This window comes from Nocardia vinacea, assembly GCF_035920345.1.
In the GTDB taxonomy this organism is placed as follows: Bacteria; Actinomycetota; Actinomycetes; order Mycobacteriales; family Mycobacteriaceae; genus Nocardia; species Nocardia vinacea_A.
In genome coordinates, this window is sequence record NZ_CP109149.1 from 3,374,869 (window position 1) to 3,398,585 (window position 23,717).

Below are 23,717 nucleotides of genomic sequence, written 5' to 3' on the forward strand. Positions count from 1 at the left end.
ACGCGAGAGCATTGCCACAGTTATTCCGGTGATTGATAGTTGCGGCCATTCCTGGGACACGGCCGATACCGCCGAACGAGCGAACGAAAGCCGCCACGTAACCGGACGAAAGGTACACAGCGCGGCCACGGCCGGTCCTCGAACCGCGTCGGTACCGATCGACAGATAGAATCGGCCGGCCACGAGCGGAGTTTCGGGCGATACGGGGAAGAAGGTATGGGATGGACCACGACGAGCGGAGTGGCGAATCGATCGGCGCACTCTTGTCGAGTCTCGCGACGACCCTGCGCGAGGTGAGCAATAAACTCGACGCGGTCGCCGCCCACGTGGATGACGACCGTAACCTGGCCGGTCGCCTGGCCAAGTTGGAGGCGTGGGCTTTCCGTACCGGGGAGGATGTTTCGAAGATCGGGTCACGGTTGGAGCAGGTCGTCACCGTCGAGCCCAGTGACGAACCGGCCGAACCCGCGCTGCGGCTCCGCCCGGAGCCCGCGCCCGCGACCAGGGAACGGCGCGAACCGATTCCGTCACGTCGCGACCGCCTCGATGCCGCCAACGGGCGAGCCGACACCACGAGCGCGGACACCGAGACCGGACACAACAACCTCCCGGACAGCACCACCGTGCTCAGCGAAACGCCGACCGGACGCAACAACCGCCCCGACACCACCGGAACCGACGAGCGCCTCGAGCCCAAGACCGGCCGCAACGAGCTCGTCACGCCGACGACCGGAGCCAACGGGCGCCTAGCGACCCCGGCGGGACGTCTGGACGCCACGACCGGGCGCAACGAGCGGCTGAAAGCGCCCGAAGACATCGCGGCCCGTCCCGCACGGACCGATTTCACCGCGCCGATCACCCGCACCGAACACCTCGAACCCTTCGGCCCCGCAACGCCCAACGACTCCCTCTCCCTCCCCTCACGGACACCGCAGCTCGTGCCGCCCGCGGCCCCCCCGACCTACCGCAGCGAACCGCTCTCCGCACCCACCTCGCGCCCCGAATGGCTCGACTCGGCCACAACCGCAGGCACCGAACCTTCCGCGCCGACCTACACCAACTCCCAACCCGCGACCACCGGCGACCGGCTCGACTACGGCTCGATCGGCTCGAGTAACGGCCGCCTGGAGCCGCTCACCTCCCCGCCGCGCAACGGCTACGAATCCCCAACGCCCACAACCCGTCCCGACACCGGTATGACCGCACCACGCACCGAGGACAACGGCGCGCTGACCCCTGGCGCGCACCGCGCGGGCACCGGCGAGGACACCTCACACGTCGACAAGCTGCAGGCCATGCTCGACGAACTCAAGCGCAACCCGCACGGCCCCTTCGGTCGCCCGGAACCGTCCGCCGCGCCGAACGAACTACCCGGCGTGGACCCGAACTTCGCGATCCGCACCGAGGGCTGAGCAGCTCACTGGCCCGGACGGGTCCAGCCCGCAGAGGGTGCCGCGGATCAATTCGCGTAGCCATCGGTGACCGTTGTCGGCAGTATTGCGGGGGTGCCACGCCATGGCGATGGCGATTTCGGGGAGGGGCAGGGGGATTTCGAAGGCGCACAAGCCGAGTGCGGTGCGCGTTGTCGCAGTGAGGGCGGCGGGGACGGGGCAGATCAGATCGCCGGAGCGGACCGCCAGCAGGGCGCTGGTGAGGTCGGGTACGGTGGCCACGACGCGGCGAGTGCGGCCGTGCAGGGCCAGGCGGTCATCGATGGGCCCGCGGGCGCGACCCCGGCGGGAGATACCTAGGTGGGCAGCAGCGGCGAACCGCGCCACCGTCACACGGTCGGTGATCAGCGGATGTTCCGGTGCGGCAACGCCGATCACGCGGTCGCGCAATACCCGCTGCACGGTGGTCTCGGGATCGGTGTGCTCGATTACGCCGACCTCGATATCGACGCGACCGTCACGCAGCGCGGCGGCGCCATCATCGCGATCCGGGAGCAGGTGCAGTGTCACGCCGGGCGCCTGTGCGCGGACGGCGGCCAGCAGCGGCGTCGCCAATTCCCCGAGGACCGGATCGCCCGCCTGCACCGCGAAGTCGCGCTTCAGCGTGGTCGGGTCGAGTGCGCCGCGCGGGGTGAGCAGCGTCCGTCCCCGCTCCACCAGAACGCTTACCTCGTAACGCAATTCGAGTGCGCGCGGCGTCGGCACCAGATTGCGGCCCGCGCGCACCAGGAGCGGATCGCCTAGCGCATGACGCAGCCGGGCCAGCGTTCGGCTCATTGCGGGCGCCGAAGTGTGTAGCTGCTCGGCGGCCTGGGTGACGCTGTTGGTGTCCAGCAGCGCATCCAGGGCAACCAGCAGATTCATGTCGAGGGCGTCCACTCCTGGATTATCCAGAATGGAAAGACTGGTAGCCAACATTGCATTGGTGATAATCCGTCGCGTCGACCTCGACGTGCTGTCCCGCCCGACCGTCGCCTCTCGCCGAAAGGGCTGCACACCCAAGCGACGCCGGTCACATTTTGAACTTCTTCGACTCGAAACCCACAGTTGCACTGGGTAAATCGATGTGCTCCGCCGAGGAACGGACTCTGCTCCGATCCCGCATCCCTCCGGCGACAACGATCACCAGGGCCATTGTCCGGCAAGAGCCGAGAGATCCCCTCCCCCGATGATCGTCGACGTCGATCGAACCTGTGCCTGCGCCATACGCAACACCGTGTCCGACCTACAACACGTGAGCGCCGAGGAGAACCCCGGCAATCCCCGGGCGCACTCCGAGCAATCGACCTACGGCGTGCGCTGTTCCGCGGAGACCTGAGGCGCCATTTCCGGCGCCGCTGTCACCACCGGCCCCTTCGACCGCTCCGCGAGCCCACGATATGAAGACGGCTTGATCATCCGGAACCATTGTGCCGCACGGGTTCTGCGCGGCAGCCGGAATTTCAGGTCGGCGAGCATCTCGTCGATATTGTGGATCGAGAACGGGGTGATGGCGCCGCCGTGCGCGTGATGGCCGCCCGTGCGTTCGGCCATCCAGCGCAGGCGCTCATCGACGTGCGCGGTCATCTCCTCCTGCGTCGGCAGGGCGAGGCGGCCACGCAACAGTGCGGCGGTCCAGTGCGCGCCGACCTCGGCGCTGAGCGTGCTGATGACCGAGGAGTTGTACCCGACGAAGCTCAGATTCGGCACGCCGATCGGCAGGATCTGCCGGTACAGGCGGAAATTGCCCTCGTCGTCGGTGAGCTGACGCTGTACGTACGGGGTGAGGAACGGCACCCGCTGGTGGAATCCGGTGGCGCAGATGACGATGTCGGCCTGCAAGGTCGTACCATTCGACAGTCGCACCTGGTTCGCGGCCATCTCGGTGATGGTGCTGTCCCGGTGCACCGCGATCAGTCCCATCCCCACCCGCTCGAAGAAATCATCGGTGACCAGGCTGACCGTGCTCTCCGCGATGTCCTCGAAGCGCCCCTCCGGCACCAGCCCCAGCTCGCGCAGATGCGACTTCTTGGTGGCGAGTTCCTGGATCACATCGAGGTTGCTGTCGCGGAAGCTGTGCCCAGAACCGTGCAGGAACCGTTCGATCCGCCCGAGCTCCTGATAGCGGAAGTGCGCCTCCCCCAGCCTGGTCAGCATCAGCCGTTCGTAGTCGACCAGCCCGCGCCCCAATTTGCGCGGCATCTTCCACAGCAGTCGGCGGGCGACCACATTCGTCGAGGCCGCGACGTGACTGACCGCCTCGGCGATATCGCAGGCCGACTTGCCATAGCCGACCACCACGACAGACTTGCCGCGCGCCCACTCGACATCCAGGAACTCCGAGGCGTGCCCGATCTGCCCGCCCGCCTGCCGGAACCGCTCGGCGCCCGGAAAGTCGGGCACCGCGGGCTCACTGAATATTCCGTTGGCGATGACCAGATGGTCGCAGGAGGTGCGGTGGACACCGATGTGGTCGCGGATCTCCAGCAACCAACCACTGTCGACCGGATCGGCCGCGACCACCTCGGTGCCGAGGCGCAGGCTCTCGCCGAAGCCGAAGTGCCGCACGTACCCGTCGAGGTACTGCTGCATCTGCTGCCCGTCCGGCACGCGTGGATAGTCGTCGGGCATCGGGAAGTCGGAGAAGTGATATGTGTGTTTGCTGTTCTGTGCGCGCAGGCCGGGATACCGGCGCGTCGCACTCCACACTCCGCCCACGTCCGGGGTCCGATCGAATATTTCGACCGGAAAACCCTCCTGGCGCAACACCTTCGCGCAGGCGAGGCCTGCGATGCCCGCACCTACGATTGCGATGCGGTTCCCGCTCGTCATGGCACGGAGATTACGTCGCTCGCGCGAATGCGGCAAAGCCTCGGTGCGATTTCACGAAGTTGAACGGGGAGTGACTACAATCCTGGCCTTGTCGCGCGGCACGGTGGTGATATTGCGCACCCGTCCGCGCTCGCGTTTCGCCCCCTCGGGCGGGGCGAGGGTGTACCGGGACAGGATCTCGCGTAGCACCGTGGTGCCCTCCATCAGCGAGAATCCGGCGCCGATGCAGCGGCGCACGCCGCCGCCGAAGGGCAGCCAGGTATTCGGTTCGACCTCACCGTCGAGGAAGCGCGAAGGACGGAAGGTCCAGGTGTCGGGATAGTTGGCCGGGCTGTGGTGCGCCAGCAGGATCGAACAGCTGACCACGGTGCCCGCAGGCAGCTCCCAGCCGCCGATGGTCATATCCCTGGTGAGCTTGCGGACCGCGCCGGGAATGACGGTGCGCATCCGCATCGCCTCCTTCATGACGGCCTCGAGCGACTTGTCGTCATCGATGCGGACCGCTTCGTGGGCGTCGCGTTGTACCTGCGGGTTGACCGAGAGTTCGTGCAGCGCCCAGGACAGCGCGGCCGCGGTGGTTTCGTGACCGGCGAGCAGCAGGGTGATGAGTTGATCGCGCAGTTCGGGGTCGGTGAGGGGCGGATCGGACTCGGTATCGCCGCCCGCCTGCAGCAACCGGGACAGGACGTCGGCGCGTTCGGCCAGGTCGGGGGCGGCGCGCCGGGCCGTGATCTCGGCGTACAGCAGATCATCGATGGCGGCCATATCGGCATGGAAGGACTTCCACGGTGGATACTTCTGCAGCGCAGGTTTCATCAGGCCGATGTACTGCAGCGGGCCGATATCGACGATGCGCCCCAGGCGCGGTGCGAGCGCGGACCGAGTGCGCTCATCGGTGACGCCGAAGACCACCCGCATGATCACCTCGAGGGTGAGCGCGTTCATCCGGTCGAGGGTGATGACCGTCGAACCGGGCCGCCAGCGGTCGACCTCCGCGGCCGCGATCTCGGCGACCAGATCCCGATAGCCGCGCAAGGCCGCGCCATTGAATGCGGGCATGAGCAATCGGCGGGCCCTGGCGTGTTCGGCCTCGTCGGTCATCAGCACCGAATGCTCGCCCATCACCGGGCCGAGGATCTGATTGCCTTCGCCCGCGTGCAGGTCGCGTGGGTCGCCCGCGAAGATCTCCTTGAGGTGTTCGGGGCGGGTGAATACGACGAGGTTCTGTGCGAACGGCGGCACATGCAGCGAGAAGACGTCGCCGTAGCGCCGCCGCACCGGGGGCAGCACCTGGGCGCGGTTACGGATGTACAGCAGGCCCTGCAGAAATGCGGGTATCGGCGGACCGGGTGGATACGCCGCAGTCATCGCTTCCCTCCGCATCCGGCGCCGGACGCATCGTTACGCCCGGTTCTCTGCACTGTTCCACAGTTGTCCGGCGTGACGGAAGACCCTGGGGCACAACGCCTGATCAGCGGGGCAGTCCGCGGTTCTGCGCACTACCCCGAACGCCGGACTCAACGTAGGGCGGGCGCCCCTGCCAATTCCACGGGCAGATCCTGCAAGCCCCGGATGAGCATGCTCTCCCGCCAACGCAATTCCCCACCGTCGGCCGCCAAGCGCAGATCTGGATACTGCTCGACCAACCTCGTGATCGCGATACGCGCCTCCAGCCGAGCCAGCCCGGCACCGAGGCAGTAGTGGATGCCGTGGCCGAACGCCAAGTGGCCCGATGTGGAGCGCTGCGGGTCGAACTCTGCGGCGTCGCCGAAGTGCCGTTCGTCGTGGTTGGCCGAACCCAGTGCGACGAGCACCATCTCGCCCGCGGGAATCTCGATGCCGCCCAGCGTGAGCGGTTCGGTCGTGTAGCGCAAGGTCGCGACGTTCACCGGACCGTCGTAGCGCAGCATCTCCTCGATCAGGGCGGGCACCGCCTCGGTATTCCCGTGCAGCGCACGATAGCGCGCCGGATCCGACAGCAGGGTGAGCACGGTATTGCCGATCAGATTGACCGTGGTCTCGTGACCCGCGACCAGGATGAGGAACACCATGGAGATCAGCTCGTCATCGGTGAGACGGTCACCGTCGGCATTGGCGGCGATCAGGTCCGAGACGAGATCCTCCCCCAGCCCCTCGGCCCGCCGCCGCGTGATCAGCTGCTCGAAATAGTCGGCGATGGCATCGGTCGCGTGCCGGACCTCCTCCAGGGTCGCGGACGACAGCTCGACGATGATGCGCGACCACTCCCGGAAATCCGCGCGATCGGCCACCGGCACACCGAGTAGTTCGCAGATGACGGTGATGGGCAGCGGAAACGCGTACTCCGACAATAGATCCACCGGGCCCGCGGCGTCCGCGGCGATCCGGTCCAGGAGTTCGTCGGCGATCGCCAGCACGCGCGGGGCCAGCACCTCGATCCGGGCGGGCGCGAATGCAGGGGCGACCAGTCGGCGCAGCCGAGCATGTCCCGGTGGATCGGTATTCAGTAGGTGGTAGCTGATCCGGGTATTCACCGCGCCGACGCCGGTGTCACCGGTGCGCAGACCACGGGCCTTGCGGCTGGCGTCGGTGCGCGGATCCTTGCGGATGGCAGGATGACGCAGCACCTCACGGGCGACGTCCAGATCCACCACCAGCCAGGCGCGGACGCCGGTATTCAACTCGATGGGGTGTACCGAGCCTTCGGCGCGCAGCTCTTCATAGAAGGCATACGGTGTACGAAAGAAGTCCTGCGGCAGCTTTCTCATTCGACGGCCCTTCCCCGTTCGCGAGTTGTCTTGCGCCCCTTCGATAGTGGCACGCGATAACGATCTCGACCACCCGCGCGTCGACCGTAGCGACCGAACCTGACCAAAGGACGACCGTCGCGTGCACCGCATCCGACGAAAGGATGACCACGACGGCCTCTCCAGGCACGGCCACGGCCGGGCCGATACTCTCCGCAGATGGGATCGATTTCTCCCGTCCTGCGCGGAGCCCGGATCGCGAATTCGTTCGCCTTCGGGTTGCAGGGCTTTTTCTTCGCGGTGGTGCTCACCGAACTGCCCCAGCAGAAGGATCGCTTCGACCTGTCCGATGGTCTGATCGCCGGTTCGGTGGTGCTGGTTTCGATCCTCGCCGGCGTCGGCAGCGTGGCCGCCGAGCAGGTGGCCACGCGGTGGTCGAGCCGGGTCACGGTGCGGATCGGACTGCTGGGAATCACGGTCACCGGATGCGCCATCGCGCTCGCCCCGAATATCCCTGTGCTGGCGATCGCACTCGGGTGTTATGGAATCGCGGTCGGCATCGTCGATGCGAGCACGAATATGCAGGGTGTATTCATTCAGCACAGGTACGGGAAATTCATCCTGTCCTCGTTCTACGGGGCGTGGAGCGCCGGATCGATCCTCGGCGCGCTGTTCGTATCCGCCTGCGAGGTATTGGATGTCACGCTGCGCGAATCGTTGTTGGCGGCGGCGGGCGTAGTTCTCGTGGTCGGGTTGGTGACCGGCCCACGCCTGCTCGGCGCCGCGGAGGCCGAGTCCGGCCCGGCGGAGGTGACCGAAAGCGAACCCTCAGCATCCCGGATGGTTCCGCTGCGCATGTATCTCGCCTTCGGCATCGCGGCATCGCTCGTGTTCGCGATCGATCTCGCCGTCAGCAACTGGTCGGCCTTGTATCTGAAGGAGGATCTGCTCGCCAGTTCTTCCACCGCGGCGTTGGCATTGGCGGTCTATCAGTGTGCGTCGCTGGCCGCCAGACTGAGCGGGGATCTGTGGGTGCGGCGGCTCGGCGGACGCCGGGTGGTGCGCATCGCGGGGGCGATCGGCGTGCTCGGACTCGCCGTCGCGGTGGTCGCGCCCGGGCCGGTTATCGCGATCGTCGGCTTCCTGGTCGGCGGTTTCGGTACCGGCGTCGTCGCACCGCTGTGCTTCAGCGAGGCCGGACAACTGACCAGCGGACGGCAACTCGACGCACTGATCGCGCGCATGAATCTGTTCAACTACGTGGGCACACTCGTCGGCGGCGGGCTGGTCGGCGCGATTGCCGCCGGGTTCGGACATCGGATCGGTTTCGTGATCCCCGTCCTGTTCATGGCAATCGTTATCGGACTCGCGCGTGTATTCCATTCCCGTTCCGAACCGGATGAGCTTTCCGCGTCGAACGGAGGCCATGCTGTACTGGACACATGAGCAACATCCCAGTCACCGTCGACCGGGCCGGATTATGGGACGCCGAGGCCCTCAGTGACGTTGCGGCCGCGACCTTTCCGCTCGCCTGTCCACCACACGCCACCGGGGACGATATCGAGATTTTCATCGCCGAGGCGCTCTCCGGTGAACGCTTCGGCGAATATCTGACCGACCCTTCCCGGATCGTGCTAAAGGCGGTCGCGGGCGGCGATATCGTCGGCTACGCGATGTTGCACTACGGTGACCCGGCCGATCCCGACGTCGCCAAGGCCGTCGACCTGCGGCCGGCCGTCGAGATCAGCAAGATGTACGTACTGCCCGGCCACCATGGCGTCGGTGTGTCGAAGGCACTGATGAACGCCTCGCTGGAGCAGGCCCGCGAGGAGGCGGTTGCCGGGGTGTGGCTCGGGGTCAACAAGGAGAATGAGCGCGCCCAGCGGTTCTATCTCAAGCACGGGTTCGAGCGAGTCGGCACCAAGACCTTCACCGTGGGTAGCCAGTTGCATCACGATTTCGTTATGCGCCGGGTTTTCTGACCGGCTCAGGCCACGAACTCGACCAACGCCGCATGGAAGTTCGGATCCACGACGGCCATCAGGTGATCGCCGGGCACGATCCGCAATGTTGCGTCGGGCAGTGCGGCCGCGAGGCGATCGGGCTCGGCGGCGAACGGATCCTTATCGCCCGCCAGTACCAGGCTCGGCATGGTGATCTCGGCCAGGGTCTTTATCGGCTCGTCATCCAGGCCGGTCGCGACCGCCTCGATGGCATCGCGGTCGGCGCGCACCGCGTCGGCGAGGATCCGGAACATCATCGCGATCGGTGGTGTGCCCGCGCCGTCACCGCGCATGGCGGCGCGCAGATCGTCGATATCGATGACGCGCCGGTCGACGCCGCCGCAATCGAGCACACCGGAGCCGATGCCGCCCACAGCCAGCTTGCGCACCCGCTCATCCGCTCCCGCCACCAGCAGCGAGATGATCGCGCCCATCGAATAACCCACTTGCACAACATCATCGAAGCCCAGCTCGTCGTAGAGCGCGCTGACGTCGCGCGCCATCCCCGCCCATGAATACCGCGCCGGATCATGGGGTTTCTCGGAACGACCGTGTCCACGCGCATCCAGTGACACCACGGTGTGCCCGGCGGCCTGCAGGGCGCCGACCACCCCGGTGGCCATCCAGTTGGCATTCGTATCGGCCACTACCCCGTGTTGCAGTACAACCGGGATGCCTTCGCCGTCCCACACGCGGTAGTTGAGCTCCAGTCCGTCCCAGGTCTTGAACGTCGTCATGACCGGATCGTAGCCCGCCCCAAGTTTGACAAGTTCTTCTAGTTCAGTCTTTACTGAACACATCAGTCCTTGCGGAACATACAGGAACTAGAAGACTTCTCGAAGGAGCATCATGACCATCGCCGCGGTCCGCACCGAGGGCCTGACCAAGCACTACGGCAAGCATGTCGCACTCACCGATCTGAATCTCGAGGTCGGCCAGGGCGAGGTGTTCGGGTTTCTCGGGCCCAACGGTGCGGGAAAGTCCACCACCATCCGCATCCTGCTGGATCTGATCCGACCGACTTCGGGCCGTGTCGAGCTGTTCGGCGTCGAGCCACGCGTCGGCGATGCGCAATTACGCAGGCGCATCGGTTACCTGCCGGGCGAACTCGAGATCGAGGGTCGCAATACCGCTCGTGAACTGCTCGCCTTCCTCGCCGATCTGCGCGGCGATGTCGCACCGAATCGGATCACCGACCTGGCCGATCTGCTCGATCTGGACCTGTCGAAGAAGGTCGGCGCGATGTCCAAGGGCAATAAGCAGAAGGTCGGCATTATCGCCGCCTTCATGCACAACCCGGATCTACTGATTCTCGACGAACCCACCTCCGGACTGGATCCGCTACTGCAGCAACGCTTTCTGGATCTCGTCGGCGCGGCCAAACGCAACGGACAGACGGTGTTCATGTCCTCGCACATTCTCAGCGAGGTGCAGCAGACCGCCGATCGGGCGGTCATCATGCGTGCCGGCAAACTGCTCGGCACCGAGAATGTCGAGGATCTGCGCAGGCGTTCGCCGCGCTCGGTCGAATTGGTCTTCGGCGCGGACATTTTCGGCGACGACTTCGCCGGACTGCCCGGTGTGCGCGATCTGACCGTCGACGGAAAAACCTTGCGCTGCACCACCGAAGGCGAGGTCGACACGCTCTTCAAGATGGCCGCGAAATACCAACTGGTGAGCGTTCTGTCCACCGAACCGGATCTCGAACAGATCTTCTTCAGCCGCTACGGCCGCTGATCAAACGTCATCCGAATCATTGATCGCACAGGAGAAGTAGTCATGACTCGCTCGGTCTTCACGCAGACCTTGAAGGAACAGCGGCGCAGCCTGATCGGCTGGTCGATCGGCTTCGCCGTCATCCCGATGATGTATCTGCCGTCCTACCAGTCGCTGAAGGAGCAGGGCTCGCTCGATATCAAGCAGAACACGATGTACGAGGCCATGGGCGTCAGCGATTTCGCCAGCGCCAGTGGATATTTGAACGCGACGGTGTACTCGCTGATGGGTCTGCTGCTGATGCTGATCTTCGCGGTCACCTTCGCGAGCCGTTCGGTGGCGCAGGAGGAGTACGGGATGCTGGATCTGCTTCTCGCACAACCGATCAACCGGAGGAATCTGCTGCTACAGCGATTCGCCGCACTGGCCGTGCAGACCGCGATCGCCACCACCGTGCTCACCCTGAGCGTTATCGCCGGGGCCGAGCAGGGTGGGCTGGAGGTACCCACCGGCAATATCGTGGCCGCAAGTGCCGGGCTCGGATTGCTGGCACTGGCCGTCGGCGCGATCACACTCCTGGTCGGCGCGGCCACCGGAAAGCGTTCGGTGACACTGGGTTCGGCGTCGCTGATCGCGGTGGCGGGCTATCTGGCCAATAACCTCGGCGGTGATTTCGTGCGCAAGCTGTCACCCTTCTACTGGGCCAATGGGGGCGCGCCGCTGGTGCATGGCTGGAACGGCATCCACCTGGTGGTGCTGGTCGTCGCGGCCACGGTCGCCCTGGTGCTGGCGCTGAGCGCCTTCGATCGCCGCGATCTGGCGGTCTGATCGACCGATACGGGGCGGGCCGACACGGTCCGCCCCGTTTACCGCTCTCCGCATTCTGGAAGGGATACTTCTCCGATGGGCACCACCGACAACGAGCAGACAACCGGACCGACTCCGGAAAAGTTGGCATTCGTCGAGGATTTCGCGCTCGTACTGGAGCGGATGGGCCTCGTCCGGATGACGGGTCGGGCCGCGGGGTGGTTGCTGGTCAGCGATCCGCCGGAGCAGACCTTCGGCCAGATCGCCGATGCGCTGCAGGCCTCCAAGGGTTCCATCTCGTCGGCATTGAAGACGCTGGTCACCATGCGCTGGGTGGACAAGATCTCCAAGCCGGGCGATCGCAAGGACTACTACTCGATCCGGCCCGGAATTCTGCCGGAGCTGACCCGTCAGCAGAGCGGCATGTACACCGACCTCACCAATATGACCGCGCGCGGGCTCGCACTATTCGACGACCCGAATGGTGCTGACGCCGAACGGGTTCGGGATATGCACGAGTTCTTCGTGTGGATGGGCAAGGAACTGCCCGCGCTGATCGATCGGTGGTATGCCGAGCATCCCTCCTGAATCAGGCCAGCAGCTTCACCTTCAGTGCCGCGACATCGGTGGCCGACAGCTTCAATCCCGCACGGACATAATTGTCGAAACTGCCGTAGCTCTGGTTCGCCTGGTCGAAGGCGGCATCCAGCCATGCGGCCGAGACGCCGTTGAGCGGATCGTTCGGGCTGGCATTGCGGTACTGGTTGGACAGCAGGTAATCCTGCGTGACGGTGTCGCGGTCCACGCCGAGGATGGTCAGCAGGACCGCGGAGGTCCAGCCGGTGCGGTCCTTGCCCGCAGTGCAGTGGAAGAGTACGGCGCCGTCGGTGTCGATGATGTCGCGTAGCACCGAGGCGAAGGCCTCGTTCGCGCCGGGCGCGGTGATGAATGCGCGGTACAGGTCATTGCCACCGGTGAGGGTGATGACCAGGGTTTGCGGCGGAGCCTGACCGATGACGTCGTTCCAGTTCGCGACCGCACCAGCGGGGAGGCCGTCGCCCGCAATGGTCCGCTCGTAGACGGTGCGCAGATCGTCGACCACGCGCACCTGACGGTCGGTCAGTACGGCCAGATCGGCCGGAGTCGCATTGTTGAGCTGACCGGTGCGGTAAACCAACCCGGTGCGCACCCAGTGTCCGTCGGCGGTGCGGTAGCCGCCCGCGTCACGGCCGTTCTGCACGCCCTGCAGGTTCAGCGCGCGGTCGAAGGTGACCGGATCGGCGACGCTGACCGGGTCGGCCGGTGCGACGCCTGCCACCGGCCCGAAGGCGACGGTCAGACCGGCAGCCAGTGCGACCTGAACTCGAACGGAACGACGGACCACGACGGTTCCAATCATCGGCGTACACGACCCCCGTCCTCATCGACCGACACACAATCAAGTGAAGTATGAGTTGGTCAACTTTCCTGCTCGTATCGGGCCCGTAGGTCCGTCCTCGACAGTTACGCCGCAACCTCGAAGCGCGAAAGCGCGAGCAGACGCGAAATCGCACGCAGGTACTTCTTGCGGTAACCACCGTCGAGCATCTCCTTGGAGAAGATCTCGTCCAGCTTCGCACCCGAAACCGTCACCGGAACGCTCGCGTCGTACAGCCGGTCGGCCAGTACCACGATCCGCAGCGCGACCGCCTGATCGGTCACCGGATGCACATTCGAAATGAATACCGACGGCACCCCGGAGATCAGCGCACCGTACTTCGACGGGTGCAGTGTGCTCAGATGCTTCAGCAGCGCGTCGAATTCATCGAGCGTGGAACCCGGTGTGGCAGAAGCACGTTCGGTGAGCAGCTCCGGCGAGGTGGGTTCGGGAGCGGGCGGCAGATCGCGGTGCCGGTAGTCCGGACCGTCGACACGCACGGCCTCGAAGATCGAACCGAGCTTCTTGATCTCGCGCAGGAAATCCTGAGCGGCGAAGCGGCCCTCCCCGAGCTGGCCGGGCAGGGTGTTGGAGGTGGCGGCAATGGAGACACCACGCGCGGACAGCTCGGTCAGCAGCCGCGAGACCAGCATGGTGTCGCCGGGATCGTCGAGTTCGAATTCGTCGATGCACAGCACGCTGTTCGCCGCGAGCCGCTCGACGGCATTGTTGAAGCCGAGTGCGCCAACCAGATTGGTGAGTTCACCGAAGGTGCCGAAGGATTTCGGCGCGGGCGCGCTGTGGAAGATGGAGGCCAGCAGGTGGGTCTTACCGACGCCGAAGCCGCCGTCGAGGTAGAGCCCGGCGCCGCTGATCGGCTTCTTCTTCCCGAACAAGCTCTTCTTGTTTGCCGCCTGATGGATCTTGGCGACCTGACCGGCGAAATCCTCCGCCTTGCGGACCGCGGCCGCCTGAGTCGGCTCCTTGGGATCGGGAATGTAGGAGGCGAAACTGACCTCGTCGAACATGGGCGGTGGCACCATCTGGGCGACCAACTGGTCCGCCGGAACCTCCGGATGGCGATCGACAAGGCACTCTTGCATGCTGGAAGCCTAATGACGTGGTGTGATCTTTCTTCATGCAGCGTATCCACAATGCGATCCAGCTCACAGGACTGAGCCGGGACGAGCTCGCCGACCTGTACGCCTACCCCACCGAACTCGAGGCCCCTTGGGTCCGCGCCAATTTCGTCTCCAGCATCGACGGCTCGGCCACCAGCGACAATGTCTCCGAAGGCCTCGGGACCCCCGCTGACAAAACCGTCTTCATGCTGTTGCGCCAATTGGCCGATGTGATCGTGATCGGTGCGGGTACCGCGCGGGCGGAGAACTACGGCGGCGCCGGGACGGACCCGGTCTTCCGGCACGCCCTTTACGACCGCGGCATCGGCGGGCATCGCGACGGTGCACCGCCACCGATCGCCGTGGTCACGGCGAGCGCTTCGCTGGAGCCGGGCGCGCGGCTGTTCACCGATACCAAAGTTCCGACGCTGATCATTACGACCAGCACCGCACCGGAGGATCGCAAACAGCAACTCGCCGATGCAGGCGCGCACGTCATCGAGGCGGGCGGTGTCGCTATCACCCCGCAGGGCCTGCTCAACACACTCACCGACCTCGGGCTGCAGCGCGTGCTGTGCGAGGGCGGTCCGCATCTGTTCGGTGAGCTGCTGGAGGCGGATGCCGTCGACGAACTGTGCATCACCACCGCGCCGATCCTGGTGGGCGGTACCGCGCGCCGAATCTCGCTGTCGGCACACGAGTTCCGGGTACCGATGGTGCGCAGGCATATCCTGCTCGACGATGACGGCACCATGCTGACCCGCTGGACCCGTTCATGAACAAACCGCATGAACCTGGCAGGCTGTAGCGCATGCGCTGGACTCGGGCCGTCGTGCTGGCATCGACACTCTCGATCATGATCGCCGGATGCGGTGCGGGACCTTCCGATCGCCCTGGCGTCGCCGTCGAGCGCGCGCCGCAGGGCGGAGCGGGTCCGCACCCGACCACGGTCATCGCGCCGCCGCCGGATGCCGGTGTCCCCAAAACCGATCTGACCTGGCGCGATTGCACCACACCCACGCTAGACCTACTCGGCCTCGGCCCCGCGCCGTCCGGCCTGGTCCTGGACTGCGCCGAATACACCACCCCGATCGATTCGACCGGCGGTGTGCTCGGCAACTTCCGCACCGGCGCCATGCGGGCACGGCTGCCGCAGACCCCGACCGATGTCGCGCCGCTGGTCATCACCTCCGGCGCGGACCGCTCCTCCACCGCGACACTTGCCGGGCTCGCCGTCGGCGCGGGCAACGGGCTGCTGGCCGGCCGCCCGATTGTCGCCGTGGACCGGCGCGGCCTCGGCACCTCGCAACCGATCGACTGCATGACCGCCGAGTCCCGCCGCGGCCTGGCCGATAACGGGCAATTCGGGCCGGGCGCAAGCGATCCCGTCGAAGCGGTGACCGGATTCAGCCAGGACGCCACCATCGCCTGCCGCGACTTCCTGCAGCCCTATGAGGGCACCTTCGACGCACCGCACGCCGCCGATGACATCGAGCAGTTGCGCAGGCAGTGGCAGGTCGATCGGATCGACCTGCTCGGTTCGGGCAACGGTGCGAAGGTCGCGCTCAGCTACGCGCGCAAATTCGGCGACCACCTGGCGCGCCTGGTGCTGGACTCACCGGAGGCCGTCGGCACCGATGCTGTCACCCGCACCGAACAGCGCGTCCAGGGCGCGGAGGCGGCGGTGACGGCATTCGCCCAGCGTTGTACGGGAGTCGGCTGCTCACTCGGTACCGACCCACGTGCGGCGATCATCGATCTGGTGCGGAAAGCGAGCAGCGGCGGGCTCGGTGATATCTCCGCGAATGCGCTGCTGACCGGGTTGTCGGGCTTCCTGGCCGGTCCGCGCGACCAATCCGCACATATCGCCGAACTCGCCGACGCGCTCTCGGCCGCCGGGCGCGGCGATCGCGGCCCGCTCGGGACGCTGATCCAGCGCGAAACCGCCGCCACCGCAGCCGACGGTCAGTTCGTCAACCGTTGCACCGATAACCAGCTGCCGCCGAGCCCCACCAAGGCCAAGGAGCTCGCGGACACCTGGGGTACCAAATATCCGGTTTTCGGCAGGTCAGCCGCCATCGGGATGATGGAATGCGTCGCGTGGCCGGTCAGCGCCGCGCCGCCGCTGCCGGAGAAGCTGGACCTGCCGGTTCTCGTGCTCGGTGGGGTCGCGGATCCGTTGGTCGGCGATGGCGGTCAAGCCTCGGTGACCGGTGCGCTCGGCGCCGCGGGCGCGCGCAAGTCCGCGATCGCCTGGCAGGGTTGGGGACATCCGGTTTTCGCTCATTCCAGTTGTGCGCAGCGGGCTCTCACCGACTATCTGAAGGACGCGAAACTGCCTGCTGATGGCACCGCTTGCCCCGCATGAGCGAGCGCATCAAGAGGCACGGCCCCTTTAGGGGGATGACGGAGCCGAGCGCCAGCGAGGCGCAGTCACATGGGCGAGCGCAGCGAGCGCATCAAAAGGCACAGCCCCTTTAGGGGGGATGACGGAGCCGAGCGCCAGCGAGGCGCAGTCATTCCCCCTAACCTCGGCGCGCCAGGTAGGTCCCGGCAACCGACGCATGCGGATCCGGTGTACCGTGCCCCAGTGTTACTTCGACAGCTCGAGCCTCGCACTGCTCGCACCACCGCCGAGGTGATCAAGTTCGCACTCTGGCCCCTTGCGGTCATGACTGTGCTCAACCGGGTCTTCATCAAGGCAGTCAACGGGTTCATCACCGATGACTTCAAACCGGTCTACAACGCGTCGCTGGCATTCCTCAACCACCGACCGGTGTACACCGCGAATTACAATCTGGTGGATCCGCACTACTTGTATCCCCCGAGCGGCACGCTGCTGATCGCGCCTCTGGCGCTGATCGATCCGGAGAAGTCGCGCTGGTGCTTCATCCTGCTGAATGCCGCCGCCATCATCCTGGCCTGGTACCTGCTGCTCAAGCTGTTCAAGTTCACGGTGTCGTCGGTGGCGGCGCCGGCCCTGCTGCTGGCCATGTTCAGCTCCGAAACCGTCATCAACACACTGGTTTTCACCAATGTGAACGGATGCGTGCTGCTGGCCGAGGTGGCCTTCATCATGTTGCTGCTCGCGCGGCGGGATCTGTGGGCCGGTGCGATATTGGGTTTGAGTATCGCGGTGAAACCGACGCTCGCACCGCTGCTGCTGATCGCGGCGGCGCGCGGGCAGTGGAAGGTGTTCTACACCGCTATCGGTGTCCCGGTCGCGCTTACCGCTGTTGCCTGGCCGCTGTCGAAGGACGCGGACAAGTTCTTCACCCGTACGGCGCGCTACATCTTCGAGTCCCGGGACTACTTCAACAGCGCGATCGTCGGCAATGCCGCATATTACGGTCTGCCGCTGTGGCTGACCTGGGGCATTCGCATCGTGATGGGCGTGGTGGTGGCCATCTCGCTGTGGCTGCTGTACCGCTACTGCCGCGAGGACGAACTGTTCTTCGTGACGACTTCGTCCGGTGTGCTGATGACCGCGTCGTTCCTGCTGTCCTCACTGGGGCAGATGTACTACTCGATGATGCTGTTCCCGCTGCTGATGTCGGTCGTGCTGCGCAATTCGGTGCTGCGGAACTGGCCGGCGTGGCTGGCGGTCTTCGGATTCATGTCCTACGACAAGTGGCTCTCGGACCGCTGGCAGGGCTTCGGGCGCAATCTGGAGTATCTGCGCATCACCTTCGGCTGGGGTCTGCTGCTGATCGTCATCACGTGTGTGCTCGGCGATCGGTATCTGGCAGCGCGGCGGGAAGGTCGGCTGCAGTTCGGAATCGATCCGGAGTGGATGCGCTCGGCGCCGGATTCGCGGGATGCCGCCGAGGACGCGCCGCTGGTGGTCGAGCCGGAGACGGTATACGAAAGCACTCCCGGCGAGGCGACGAACGGCAGCGAATTGCTCGATGAACCGCGTGCAGGTGCACTCAAGTAGCGACCGGGCGGTCGGCGCAGGCGTCGAAAACCTATTAGCGTGGAGCAATGAGTTCTGACGCCGACACGTCCCTACCCGCGCCCCGGATCCAGCTGACCCCACAGGAGTGGAAGGCCAAGCTGAATCCGGAGGAATACGCGGTGCTGCGACAAGCCGCGACCGAACGTCCGTTCATCGGCGAGTACACCGACACCAAGACCGAGGGCGTCTATGTGTGCCGGGCGTGTGGGGCCGAATTGTTCCGCAGCACCGAGAAATTCGATTCGCATTGCGGCTGGCCGTCGTTCTTCGACCCGGCGAAGTCGGAGGCGGTCATTCTGCGCTCCGACGACACACTGGGCATGCACCGGGTCGAAGTGCTGTGCGCGAACTGCCACAGCCACCTCGGCCACGTTTTCGAGGGCGAGGGATACAACACGCCCACCGATAAGCGCTATTGCATCAACTCCATCGCCCTGCAACTGCACCCCTCGGGCAGTGCAGCTGAGTAGAACGACTGCGGCGCTGAGCGAAAGATACAGACCGACCGGCTTGTTGCGCATGCCCCGAAAAACTGGGGCATGCGCAATCGGTCAGTAGCTCAGGGCAGCGCGGCGATGAGTTTTTCGATTTCGACGCGGGGGCCGGTGAAGAAGGGGACCTCCTCGCGCACATGCAGGCGGGCCTCGGTGGCGCGCAGGTCACGCATGAGGTCGACGATGCGGTGCAGTTCCGGGGCCTCGAAGGCGAGGATCCACTCGTAGTCGCCGAGAGCGAAGGAGCTGACGGTGTTGGCGCGCACATCCGGGTAGCCGCGTGCGGCCTTGCCGTGGTCGGCGAGCATCTTGCGGCGCTCGTCGTCGGGCAGCAAATACCACTCGTAGGAGCGCACGAACGGGTAGACGCAGATGTAGTTGCCCGGATCCTCACCGGCCAGGAATGCCGGAATGTGGCTCTTGTTGAATTCGGCGGGCCGATGCAGCGCCACATTGCTCCAGACCGGGGCGCTGACCCGGCCCAGTTCGGTGGTGCGCCGGAAATCCGCGTACGCCGACTGCAGATCCTCGACCCGCTCGGCGTGCGACCAGATCATGAAATCGGCATCGGCGCGCATCCCCGCGACGTCATAGATGCCGCGAACCACGACATCACGCTCGGCGAGCCCTTCGAAGAACGCTCGCGCCTCCTTGATGGCTGCCTCACGGTCGTCCCCCAGCACCCCCGGCTGCACCTGGAATACCGAGAACATCAGGTAGCGGATGGTGGAATTGAGTGCTTGATAGTCGAGTCGCGCCATGATTCCTATCGTGCCACTGCGGCGAATCGATGCATCCGTGCGGGCCGTTCCCGACGCGGATGCGTGCGCCGTATCTCCGCGATTACGCGCGTCGTCGCGCCCATCGAATACATGTCGTTCGATCTGACTGGCGAGCACGCAGCGTGTGGCGCGGTGCCGATCAGGTCGCTGCGGCTCAGGCCAGAGCACTCACCCGGAAGTCGCAGTGCGTGGCGCTGCGGGGTCAGGAGGTAGTACGGGTCAGGGCGGTGGCTATGCGGTGGGCGGCGGCGGTGCCGGAGGCTACGCAGGCGGGGACGCCGACGCCGTGGAGGTAGGCGCCTGCTATCGCGAGGCCCTCGAAATCGGCTGTGGTGGATTCGATTTCGGTTATGCGGTCGAGGTGACCGGGGGCGTATTGGGCGAGACCGCCGGGCCAGCGTTGAACCACGGCCGAGATCGGTTCGATGGTGGCACCGGTGACGGTGGCGAGGTCTTCGGTGGCGGCGGTGACGAGTTCGGCGTCGGACCAACTCTGGCTGGAGTCGTCGCCGAATTTGCCGAACGAGGCTCGGACGGCGGCGGTTTCACGTTCGGCGAGATGGGTCCACTTGCGGCTCGACAGGGTGAACGCCTTGGCACGCAAGGGTTCTCCGGTGGCAACCAGGATGCCGGAGTTCTGCGGCAGCGCGGTGTCGCGTGGAAGAGCAAGGGCCACAACGACAGACGAGGACAGTTCGATGCCGGCGGCGGCCGACGCGGCGGCGGGCGCGAAGGAGCGCAGCAGATTCGCGGTCACGGGGGCCGGGGTGGCGAGCACCACCGCGTCCACCGCGCCGATCGGTTCGAGTACCCAGCCGTGGGTCGCGCGGGTCAGGTGGGTGGCCGAGGTCGCGGTGATGAATTCCGCCGCGGACTCGAGGGCCAATGCGTCGAGGAGCACCTGGTAACCGTCGCGAAGCCCGCCGAAAACCGGCGCGTTCGAGGGCGGCGGCATCGCGGCGGTGACCGCCTGGGTGAGGCTCGACGCGCCGTTGTCGAGTGCGGCGGCCAGGGTCGGCAGTGTGGCACGCACCCCGATCGAGCGCGAACTGCCCGCATAGACGCCACCGAGCAGCGGATCGACGCTGCGCTCGGCGACCTGCACACCGAAACGGTCGGCGACCAGACTGTATACGTCGATATCAGCGTCCGGGTACCAGGCCAGCGGCCGCCGCGCCTCCGCATCGATCCGCTCGAGCGTCTCGGCATCGACCAACCCGCGCATCGACTCGGCATCCGACGGAATGCCCATCAACGTGCGTTCCGGCAGCGGATGCGCGCTGCCCTGCGCCCAGACCAACGGCCGCAACCCGGCGGGCACCACCAACTGCGACTCCAGCCCGAGCTCGCGCAGCAGCGCGGGCACCTCCGGCCGCCGCCCGACGAACGCCTCCGCCCCGAGATCCAAAGGCTCCCCGGCCAATTCGCCGGTATACAGAATCCCGCCAAGCCGCGCGCCCCGATCGATGACCACGATCTCCGCATGCGCCCCCAGCAGCCCCCGTAACCGGTACGCCGCGACAAGCCCGCTGATCCCGCCACCGACCACCGCGATTCTCATGTCGCGACCGTAGCCCGCCACCGGATCCGCACCGACCACACCCCTCACCTTCGTGACCGAGCACACGGTCGGCGCCCCGAGTCCGAGCACCGGGCGGGTGTTTCAACGGTCGCCGCGCAACTGCGCCCGGATCTCCGGCTTGAGCACTTTGCCGATTTTCGAGCGCGGCAGATCAGGCCAGATCTCCACCTGTTTGGGAGTTTTCACCCCGCCGAGGCGCGCCTTGGTGTGCTCGCGCAGTTCGTCGTCGGTCGCGGTGTGACCAGGATGCAATTGGACGACAGCGGTGACCCGCTCGCCCCATTTATCGTCGGGCAGCCCGATAACCGCGCAGTCCTGGACCGCCGGATGGGTCAGCAGCGCCTGTTCGACCTCGGCGGAGTACACGTTGAATCCGCCCGTGATGATCATGTCCTTGGCTCGGTCGACGACGTAGAGGTAGTTGTCGGCATCGAGGTAACCGATGTCCCCGGTGTGATGCCAGCCGTACCGCGATACCTCGGCGGTCGCATCCGGATTCTTGTGGTATCCGGCCATCACCAGCGGACCCCTGACCACGATTTCGCCGCGCTCACCCGAGGGAAGCAGCCGGCCCTCGGCATCCATGATTGCCACCTGGGTGAGCGGGGTCGGCCGTCCGGCCGATGACAGTCGTTCGGTGGCGATCGAGCCGTCGGGACGGAAATGATCTTTCGGCGCCAGCGTAGCAACCATCATGGGCGCTTCGGACTGTCCGAACAGCTGACCCATGACCGGGCCGATCCGGTCCAGCGCCGCGGCCAGCCGGGCCGTCGACATCGGAGCAGCGCCGTACCAAAGGCACTGCAGCGAACCGAGATTCGCTTCCGGCAGCGCCGGATGATCCAGCAGCATGTAGATCAGTGTCGGCGGCAGGAAGGTGTGGGTGATCCGGTGCCTCTCGATCAACGTGAGAAATTCACCGAGATCCGGGGCGGGCATCACCACGATCTCACCGCCGAGGGTCAGGATCGGAAAACACAGCACGCCCGCCGCGTGAGTCAGGGGTGCCAGCGCCAGGTAGCGGGGCCGAAGTTCGAATGGATAACTCATCAGGGTCAGTGCGGTCATCGCCTCGATATTGTGGCCGGTGAGCCGGACCCCCTTCGGCCGTCCGGTCGTGCCACCGGTGCCGACCAGCATGGCGAGTTCGTCGATCGGCTCGACCTGCGTTGGATCGGCCGGACATTCGCGCACCCAGTCTTCGAAACATGTTGCTTCGGCGGCGTTTCCGTCCAAACAGACCAGAGTCCGCAGCCCGGGTAGTTGCGGTGCGATGGCCGAAACGAGTGGTGCGAAAGCGGATTGGAATATCAGGCAGGTGCAGTCGAAAAGGTCGAGCAGTTCCCGATTCTCCGCAGCCTCGTTGCGTGGATTGATCGGACACCACACCGCCCCGGCGCGGGCGATGCCGAAAACGCAGGCGAAGGCCAGTGTGTCGTTCGCCGACAGGATCGCGACCCGCTCGCCGGGCCGGATGCCGGATCGCGCCAGTGCCCCGGCGATGCGCCACGACAACTGTTGCACCTGCGCATAGGTCAGCGTGCGCCCGTTCATGGTCAGGCAGGGCGCGGCGGCGCCGAGTGAAGCGCCCTTGTCGAGATAGTCGGTCAAACGCACGGCAATCCTCTATGGAAGCTGTTGTGGAAGTGGCCGATTCGGGCCACGGGCAGCGCGGTCCACCCGTGGCCCGAGGCCGTGATCAACGGTGCACGTTCAGGACCGGTTCACTGACCAACCCGAAACCGCGCAGTACTCCGAGCAGTTCCCGATGACCGAAGGCCTGGCACGCCGAGGCGAACCCGGTTCGTTTCGGCGGCGTCTGTAGCAACGCATTCGCGGCAAACGCCTGCAGCAGGCCGGTCTGCTTGTAGTTGCAGTTCCCGTAGATCACACAGTGGGCACGCGCCAGCGGTCCGGACGCGTGCACGGAATCGAGCGAGGTGTTGATGCGCGGATTCTCCCGTGGCGGCATCTCGTCGCGCACCAGTGCGGCCTGTTCGGCCAGGACGCGGTATTTCTCCTGCACCGGAAGGTCTTTGACCTGCTCGACAACCGCCTGCACGATCTGCGGCACGCCCTGCATCAACGGCCGGTTGAAAACGCCGCCGAGCACCTTCACATTCGCGACCCGCGGATCGCGCTTGAACCACACCGGATGTGAGGTACCACCCCAGGGCAGTGCGAGCCCGATCTCGTGTTGGCCGGGCACCACCACGTCGTAGAGTCCGCCGTCCGCAGGCCACTCCACATACTGGTTCTGTTCGAGGTAGTAGGCCTTGGACAGCGCGGCGTTGACCAGGATCGTCTTAGTGGACGCGACCGTCGGGAAGCCCTTCCAGAAGACCTGGATATCGAGTGTGTCCAGACCGGGGGTTTCCAGGCAGATATTCGCCGCGATCTCGCCGGTGGTGTACATCTGCGCCACGCCCGGCGCGAGCAGCAGTCCGCGCGCGGCCATCTCGGCGCCGTACTGCTCATCGCAGTCGATCAGCCAATCCTGTTCGCCGGTGGTGTCGAGGTAGTGGGTCCCCGCTGCCACGCAGGCCTGTACCACCTCGTGGCCGTATTGTGCGAACGGGCCGACAGTGTTGCAGACAACCCCGGCGCCACGAAACAGCTCGGTCAGCGTTGCGACCTCGTGCGCAACCTCCACGACCTCGTGTTCCACGGTGTCGATACCGGGAATCTTGTCGATCGCCTCCTGCAACCGGGTCTTGTCCCGGCCCGCGGCGACGAACGGAATATTGAATTCGCGAAGGTATTCACAGACCAGACGGCCGGTGTATCCGGATGCGCCGTAGACGACGACGGGCTTATCGGTGCTCATGAGATCTCGAACCTTTCGTTGT

21 protein-coding genes are annotated in these 23,717 nt (G+C 65.8%); 10 read left to right on the top strand and 11 right to left on the bottom strand.

Going from position 1 to position 23,717, the window contains the following annotated elements:
- The first annotated feature begins 221 nt into the window (after window positions 1-221).
- Window positions 222-1,412 (top strand): hypothetical protein, encoded by a 1,191-nt coding sequence (locus OIE68_RS15710; RefSeq protein ID WP_327100097.1) that lies wholly within the window; start codon window positions 222-224, stop codon window positions 1,410-1,412.
- Here OIE68_RS15710 and OIE68_RS15715 read toward each other — a convergent pair.
- From OIE68_RS15715 to OIE68_RS15730, 4 genes are all read right to left on the bottom strand, one after another.
- Complete coding sequence (locus OIE68_RS15715; protein ID WP_327100098.1) at window positions 1,368-2,369, bottom strand: LysR family transcriptional regulator; 1,002 nt, start codon at window positions 2,367-2,369, stop codon at window positions 1,368-1,370. The two genes, OIE68_RS15710 and OIE68_RS15715, sit on opposite strands and share 45 nt — an antisense overlap.
- Before the next feature lie 369 nt (window positions 2,370-2,738).
- Window positions 2,739-4,262, bottom strand: a complete 1,524-nt coding sequence (locus OIE68_RS15720; RefSeq protein WP_327100099.1) for an NAD(P)/FAD-dependent oxidoreductase — start codon at window positions 4,260-4,262, stop codon at window positions 2,739-2,741.
- Between the two features lie 51 nt (window positions 4,263-4,313).
- Window positions 4,314-5,630 carry a cytochrome P450 gene (locus OIE68_RS15725; protein ID WP_327100100.1) on the bottom strand — a complete coding sequence of 439 codons (1,317 nt, stop codon included), beginning with the start codon at window positions 5,628-5,630 and terminating at the stop codon, window positions 4,314-4,316.
- Between the two features lie 149 nt (window positions 5,631-5,779).
- Window positions 5,780-7,009 (bottom strand): cytochrome P450, encoded by a 1,230-nt coding sequence (locus OIE68_RS15730; protein WP_327100101.1) that lies wholly within the window; start codon window positions 7,007-7,009, stop codon window positions 5,780-5,782.
- Window positions 7,010-7,207: 198 nt separating this feature from the next.
- Between OIE68_RS15730 and OIE68_RS15735 the strand changes: the two genes are divergently transcribed.
- Both OIE68_RS15735 and OIE68_RS15740 read left to right on the top strand, forming a co-directional pair.
- The gene (locus OIE68_RS15735; RefSeq protein ID WP_327100102.1) at window positions 7,208-8,434 is read left to right on the top strand and encodes an MFS transporter; all 1,227 of its coding nucleotides are present in this window, start codon (window positions 7,208-7,210) and stop codon (window positions 8,432-8,434) included.
- Complete coding sequence (locus OIE68_RS15740; protein WP_419150710.1) at window positions 8,431-8,970, top strand: GNAT family N-acetyltransferase; 540 nt, start codon at window positions 8,431-8,433, stop codon at window positions 8,968-8,970. The genes OIE68_RS15735 and OIE68_RS15740 overlap by 4 nt, the downstream gene beginning before the upstream one ends.
- A gap of 5 nt (window positions 8,971-8,975) precedes the next feature.
- Here the strand turns inward: OIE68_RS15740 and OIE68_RS15745 are convergent, their stop codons facing one another.
- A complete protein-coding gene (locus OIE68_RS15745; protein WP_327100103.1) occupies window positions 8,976-9,728 on the bottom strand; it encodes an alpha/beta fold hydrolase in 753 nt (250 codons plus the stop codon).
- 112 nt (window positions 9,729-9,840) lie between these two features.
- Between OIE68_RS15745 and OIE68_RS15750 the strand changes: the two genes are divergently transcribed.
- The 3 genes from OIE68_RS15750 (at window position 9,841) to OIE68_RS15760 (ending at window position 12,102) form a co-directional block, all read left to right on the top strand.
- Window positions 9,841-10,728, top strand: a complete 888-nt coding sequence (locus tag OIE68_RS15750) for an ABC transporter ATP-binding protein (protein WP_327100104.1) — start codon at window positions 9,841-9,843, stop codon at window positions 10,726-10,728.
- Between the two features lie 42 nt (window positions 10,729-10,770).
- Window positions 10,771-11,535, top strand: a complete 765-nt coding sequence (locus OIE68_RS15755; protein WP_327100105.1) for an ABC transporter permease subunit — start codon at window positions 10,771-10,773, stop codon at window positions 11,533-11,535.
- Between the two features lie 75 nt (window positions 11,536-11,610).
- Complete coding sequence (locus OIE68_RS15760; RefSeq protein WP_327100106.1) at window positions 11,611-12,102, top strand: GbsR/MarR family transcriptional regulator; 492 nt, start codon at window positions 11,611-11,613, stop codon at window positions 12,100-12,102.
- Between the two features lies 1 nt (window position 12,103).
- Here OIE68_RS15760 and OIE68_RS15765 read toward each other — a convergent pair whose 3' ends face one another.
- Window positions 12,104-12,913: a tyrosine-protein phosphatase gene (locus tag OIE68_RS15765; protein WP_327100107.1), complete on the bottom strand. Its 810-nt coding sequence runs from the start codon at window positions 12,911-12,913 to the stop codon at window positions 12,104-12,106.
- 104 nt (window positions 12,914-13,017) lie between these two features.
- Entirely contained in the window at window positions 13,018-14,034 is a 1,017-nt protein-coding gene (zapE, locus tag OIE68_RS15770; protein WP_327100108.1) for a cell division protein ZapE, read from the bottom strand.
- Between the two features lie 35 nt (window positions 14,035-14,069).
- On the opposite strand from zapE, the gene OIE68_RS15775 reads away from it, so the two are divergent.
- The 4 genes from OIE68_RS15775 (at window position 14,070) to msrB (ending at window position 18,480) form a co-directional block, all read left to right on the top strand.
- Entirely contained in the window at window positions 14,070-14,831 is a 762-nt protein-coding gene (locus tag OIE68_RS15775) for a pyrimidine reductase family protein (protein ID WP_327100109.1), read from the top strand.
- 32 nt (window positions 14,832-14,863) lie between these two features.
- Window positions 14,864-16,420 (top strand): alpha/beta hydrolase, encoded by a 1,557-nt coding sequence (locus tag OIE68_RS15780; protein ID WP_327100110.1) that lies wholly within the window; start codon window positions 14,864-14,866, stop codon window positions 16,418-16,420.
- A 222-nt stretch (window positions 16,421-16,642) separates the two neighbouring features.
- A complete protein-coding gene (locus OIE68_RS15785; protein ID WP_327100111.1) occupies window positions 16,643-17,989 on the top strand; it encodes a glycosyltransferase family 87 protein in 1,347 nt (448 codons plus the stop codon).
- Between the two features lie 47 nt (window positions 17,990-18,036).
- Window positions 18,037-18,480, top strand: a complete 444-nt coding sequence (gene msrB / locus OIE68_RS15790; protein ID WP_040692485.1) for a peptide-methionine (R)-S-oxide reductase MsrB — start codon at window positions 18,037-18,039, stop codon at window positions 18,478-18,480.
- 89 nt (window positions 18,481-18,569) lie between these two features.
- Here the strand turns inward: msrB and hemQ are convergent, their stop codons facing one another.
- The 4 genes from hemQ to OIE68_RS15810 form a co-directional block, all read right to left on the bottom strand.
- Window positions 18,570-19,265 carry a hydrogen peroxide-dependent heme synthase gene (gene hemQ, locus OIE68_RS15795; RefSeq protein ID WP_327100112.1) on the bottom strand — a complete coding sequence of 232 codons (696 nt, stop codon included), beginning with the start codon at window positions 19,263-19,265 and terminating at the stop codon, window positions 18,570-18,572.
- Window positions 19,266-19,488: 223 nt separating this feature from the next.
- Entirely contained in the window at window positions 19,489-20,847 is a 1,359-nt protein-coding gene (locus OIE68_RS15800) for a protoporphyrinogen oxidase (protein ID WP_327100113.1), read from the bottom strand.
- A 102-nt stretch (window positions 20,848-20,949) separates the two neighbouring features.
- Window positions 20,950-22,485, bottom strand: coding sequence for a long-chain fatty acid--CoA ligase (locus OIE68_RS15805; protein ID WP_327100114.1), 1,536 nt, complete (start codon window positions 22,483-22,485; stop codon window positions 20,950-20,952).
- Window positions 22,486-22,567: 82 nt separating this feature from the next.
- Entirely contained in the window at window positions 22,568-23,695 is a 1,128-nt protein-coding gene (locus OIE68_RS15810; RefSeq protein ID WP_327100115.1) for a DUF5938 domain-containing protein, read from the bottom strand.
- Window positions 23,696-23,717 lie beyond the last annotated feature (22 nt).

Coding starts and splice junctions, on each gene's coding strand:
- OIE68_RS15710 (WP_327100097.1), top strand. CDS start 222: ATGGACCACGACGAGCGGAGTGGCGAATCGATCGGCGCACTCTTGTCG.
- OIE68_RS15715 (WP_327100098.1), bottom strand. CDS start 2,369: ATGTTGGCTACCAGTCTTTCCATTCTGGATAATCCAGGAGTGGACGCC.
- OIE68_RS15720 (WP_327100099.1), bottom strand. CDS start 4,262: ATGACGAGCGGGAACCGCATCGCAATCGTAGGTGCGGGCATCGCAGGC.
- OIE68_RS15725 (WP_327100100.1), bottom strand. CDS start 5,630: ATGACTGCGGCGTATCCACCCGGTCCGCCGATACCCGCATTTCTGCAG.
- OIE68_RS15730 (WP_327100101.1), bottom strand. CDS start 7,009: ATGAGAAAGCTGCCGCAGGACTTCTTTCGTACACCGTATGCCTTCTAT.
- OIE68_RS15735 (WP_327100102.1), top strand. CDS start 7,208: ATGGGATCGATTTCTCCCGTCCTGCGCGGAGCCCGGATCGCGAATTCG.
- OIE68_RS15740 (WP_419150710.1), top strand. CDS start 8,431: ATGAGCAACATCCCAGTCACCGTCGACCGGGCCGGATTATGGGACGCC.
- OIE68_RS15745 (WP_327100103.1), bottom strand. CDS start 9,728: ATGACGACGTTCAAGACCTGGGACGGACTGGAGCTCAACTACCGCGTG.
- OIE68_RS15750 (WP_327100104.1), top strand. CDS start 9,841: ATGACCATCGCCGCGGTCCGCACCGAGGGCCTGACCAAGCACTACGGC.
- OIE68_RS15755 (WP_327100105.1), top strand. CDS start 10,771: ATGACTCGCTCGGTCTTCACGCAGACCTTGAAGGAACAGCGGCGCAGC.
- OIE68_RS15760 (WP_327100106.1), top strand. CDS start 11,611: ATGGGCACCACCGACAACGAGCAGACAACCGGACCGACTCCGGAAAAG.
- OIE68_RS15765 (WP_327100107.1), bottom strand. CDS start 12,913: ATGATTGGAACCGTCGTGGTCCGTCGTTCCGTTCGAGTTCAGGTCGCA.
- zapE (WP_327100108.1), bottom strand. CDS start 14,034: ATGCAAGAGTGCCTTGTCGATCGCCATCCGGAGGTTCCGGCGGACCAG.
- OIE68_RS15775 (WP_327100109.1), top strand. CDS start 14,070: ATGCAGCGTATCCACAATGCGATCCAGCTCACAGGACTGAGCCGGGAC.
- OIE68_RS15780 (WP_327100110.1), top strand. CDS start 14,864: ATGCGCTGGACTCGGGCCGTCGTGCTGGCATCGACACTCTCGATCATG.
- msrB (WP_040692485.1), top strand. CDS start 18,037: ATGAGTTCTGACGCCGACACGTCCCTACCCGCGCCCCGGATCCAGCTG.
- hemQ (WP_327100112.1), bottom strand. CDS start 19,265: ATGGCGCGACTCGACTATCAAGCACTCAATTCCACCATCCGCTACCTG.
- OIE68_RS15800 (WP_327100113.1), bottom strand. CDS start 20,847: ATGAGAATCGCGGTGGTCGGTGGCGGGATCAGCGGGCTTGTCGCGGCG.
- OIE68_RS15810 (WP_327100115.1), bottom strand. CDS start 23,695: ATGAGCACCGATAAGCCCGTCGTCGTCTACGGCGCATCCGGATACACC.